Annotated in this window: 2 protein-coding genes and 1 pseudogene; all 3 read left to right on the top strand. The window is 71.2% G+C overall.

Going from position 1 to position 3,268, the window contains the following annotated elements:
- The first annotated feature begins 342 nt into the window (after nt 1-342).
- The 3 genes and pseudogenes from VF468_18100 (at nt 343) to istB (ending at nt 2,972) form a co-directional block, all read left to right on the top strand.
- A complete protein-coding gene (locus tag VF468_18100; protein HEX5880203.1) occupies nt 343-741 on the top strand; it encodes a hypothetical protein in 399 nt (132 codons plus the stop codon).
- Between the two features lie 68 nt (nt 742-809).
- Entirely contained in the window at nt 810-2,144 is a 1,335-nt protein-coding gene (locus VF468_18105; protein HEX5880204.1) for an IS21 family transposase, read from the top strand.
- Nucleotides 2,141-2,972, top strand: a pseudogene (gene istB / locus VF468_18110) (IS21-like element helper ATPase IstB). Before VF468_18105 ends, istB begins: the two are co-directional and overlap by 4 nt.
- Nucleotides 2,973-3,268: the final 296 nt, after the last annotated feature.

Consider the following 3,268-nt stretch of genomic DNA (forward strand, 5'->3'; position numbering starts at 1 on the left):
CCTCGGCCATCCGCCCATGCAACGCGGCCAGCACCTTGCTGGCCTGGTACTTGCTGACGCAGTGTAACGACGCTCGGTTGAATCTCCCCAGACCTGCTCGTTGAATCTCCCCACCCGTGTGGCTCCGCTTCATGGCTCACACGGGAGGAAAGACGTGGACGCACAAGCAGCACGCCAGAGGGGCCTGTCGATCTCCACGGTCGCCCGCCAGTTGGCGACGACCGATGGACGATCCCGCACGGACTCGAGCGGCGAACGGACCACCGGCGTCCGCGCGCCGTTCGACCCCGTCGCGATCGGACCGCTCAGGGCCCCGCGCCGCCAGCGGGCAGCGAGCGCGGCATGACCGACGCGCACACCCTGGAACTGGCCGAGCAGGCCGCCGAGGCTCTCCGAGAGCTCAACCACTGCACCCGCGACCCGGGCGTCTTCACCGGGCCGGCCGAGCTCTACCGGCTGGTCGCCGAGCTCGCCCTGGTCGCCGGCCGGTTCCCGCAGCTGCTGGACCAGCTCGACCGCTGGCTGCACGCCGAACACGACGCCGGCCGCCTCCGTGCCGACACCGGCGCCGACCCCGAACGGATCATCACGGCGGCGGGCGTCGAGCTGGCCGACGCCGGCGACGCCGCGCACGACCTGGCCCGCGTGCTGGCCGCCGCGCAGCAGCACCTGGCCCACCTGGGCGCCACCGAACCCGACCGCACCATTTCTGAGCGCGGTGGACGGGCGTGGCTTCGCTGAAGACGGCGGAGCTCCCTCGACGCTGGCGGTCTCTGACCACCGACCAGCTGTTCGAGGGAGCCCGCTTCATGCTCACACGGGAGGAAGATGTGGACGCGCATGCCCTGCGCCGCAGGGGCTGGACGATCTCCGCGATCGCCCGCCACCTGGGCAAAGACCGGAGAACGATCGCGGCGTACTTGAAAGGCGAGCGGACCGCCGGCGTCCGGGCGCCGGCCGGCCCGGACGCGTTCGAACCGTTCGTGACCTACTGCCGCGAACGGTTGGCCGAGGATCCGCACCTGTGGGCGACGACCCTGTACGACGAACTGCTGCAGCTGGGTTACGACCGTTCCTACCCCCGGCTCACGCACAACCTGCGGGCCCGGCAGCTGCGGCCGGTGTGCCACGCGTGCCGGCCGACCGGCGGCCGCCCGTCGTCGGTGATCGAGCACCCGCCGGCCGAGGAAACCCAATGGGATTGGCTGGAGCTGCCCGACCCGCCCAGAAGCTGGGACGGCTACGGGTCCAAGGCGTTCCTGCTCGTCGGCGCGCTGTCCCACTCCAGCAAGTGGCGGGGGGTGCTGGCCGAGGCGACGGACCAGCCGCAGCTGATCGACGCGCAGCACCAGGTCGTGGTCCGGCTTGGTGGGCTGACCCGGGTCTGGCGGTTCGACCGGATGGCCACCGTCGTGCATCCGGGCACCGGCAAGGTCACCGCCTCCTACGCAGCTGCCGCGAAACATTATGGGGTGCAGGTCAAACCGTGCCCGCCCCGGCGGGGCAACCGCAAGGGTGTGGTCGAGAAGGCCAACCACTCCGCCGCGCAACGCTGGTGGCGCACCCTGCCCGACGACATCACCGTCGCCGAAGCGCAGGCCCGCCTCGACGAGTTCTGCGCCACCGTCGGTGATGCCCGCGACCGGGTCGATGTCGACGGGAACCGGTGCACCGTCGCGGATCTGGCCGAACGTGAGCGGCTCGCGCCGTTGCCGGCCGCGCCCTTCCCGGCCGAGGTCAGCGTGACACGGGTCGTGTCCGCACAGGCGTTGGTGTCGTTCCGCGGGAACCGGTACTCCGTGCCGCCCGAGCTGGCCAACGGGCCGATCACCGTCACCCATCGGCTGAACTCCCCGGTGCTGGCATTCGTCACCGACCGCGGCGTGACCGTGGCTCTGCACCACCGGGTCGCCGACGGCACTGGCGCCACGATCCGCAGCGAACACCACGTGACCGCGCTGAACAAGGCCGCGCTGGCCGCGTTCACCACCGCCCGACCGCACCGCCGCAAGGAACGCATCCCACCCGGCCCGGCCGCCCTGGCCGCCGCCGACGTGTTGCGCGGCACCACCACCGACACCGAACCCGTCGTCGACCTGGCCGTCTACGCGGCCGCCGCCGAAGCCCGGAGGAGCCTGCCATGACCACCACCACCAGCGACGCACCGGCGCCGGCCACCGCCGCCGAGAACAGCCGCTACCAGCAGCTGCGCGCGCACCTGAGCACCCTCAAACTCCTCGACGCGGCCCAGGCCCTCCCGGCCGTGCTCGACCAGGCCCGCACCGAGAAACTCACCCCCACCGCGGCTCTGGAACGCCTCCTGCGGATCGAGGTCACCGCGACCCGAGGCTCGCCGGCTCGCCGGCCGGCTCCGCTTCGCCTGCCTGCCCAGCAACGCGACCCTGGAAGAGTTCGACTACGACGCGCAACCCGGCGTCGACCCCCGACTGATCAACGACCTGGCCTCCTGCCGCTACCTCGACAACGCCACCAACGTCCTGATGATCGGCCCACCCGGGGTCGGCAAGACCATGCTCGCCACCGGTCTTGCCCGCAAGGCCGTCGACGCCGGCTACCGCACCTACTTCACCACCGCCGCCGACCTCGCGGCCCGCTGCCACCGGGCCGCGATCGAGGGCCGATGGGCCACCACCATGCGCTTCTACGCCGGCCCCACGCTGCTGGCGATCGACGAACTGGGCTACCTGCCGCTGCCGGCCGAGGCCGCGTCGGCGTTGTTCCAGGTCGTGGCCCAGCGGTACCTCAAGACATCCATCATTCTGACCACAAATAGGCCCGTGACGTCCTGGGGCGAGGTCCTCGGCGACAACATGGTCGCCGCCGCCCTACTGGATCGACTCCTGCACAGATCGGTCGTGCTCGACATCGCCGGGGATTCGTACAGGCTCCGCGATCACCACGCCCGAACCGACAAAATGCGCGCCGGCACCCGGCCGGGCACGCTACGCTGACCCCGCCACCGGGTGGGGAATTTCGACGAGCACCCCTGGGGATTTTCGACGAGCGCCGTCACCGTGTCCGCCCAGCCGTGTGATCAACGGGTGGGCCGCCCAGGGAACGCCGAGGCGGTAATCCTGGGATGAACGGAGACGGGCAGTCGGACGATCCCGTAGTACCTGCGAACCTGCCGAACAAGGCCGCTCCGGCGGGGGCGGAGGCGGGGGAGGAAAGGGGATCGACCAAGGGGAACACGGCCAGCAAAACGCGCCCCGGACACAGTGCCGGGTCAGGCGCGCCCAATGCGCTG

The sequence above is a fragment of the Actinomycetota bacterium genome (assembly GCA_036280995.1).
GTDB lineage: Bacteria > Actinomycetota > CALGFH01 > CALGFH01 > CALGFH01 > CALGFH01.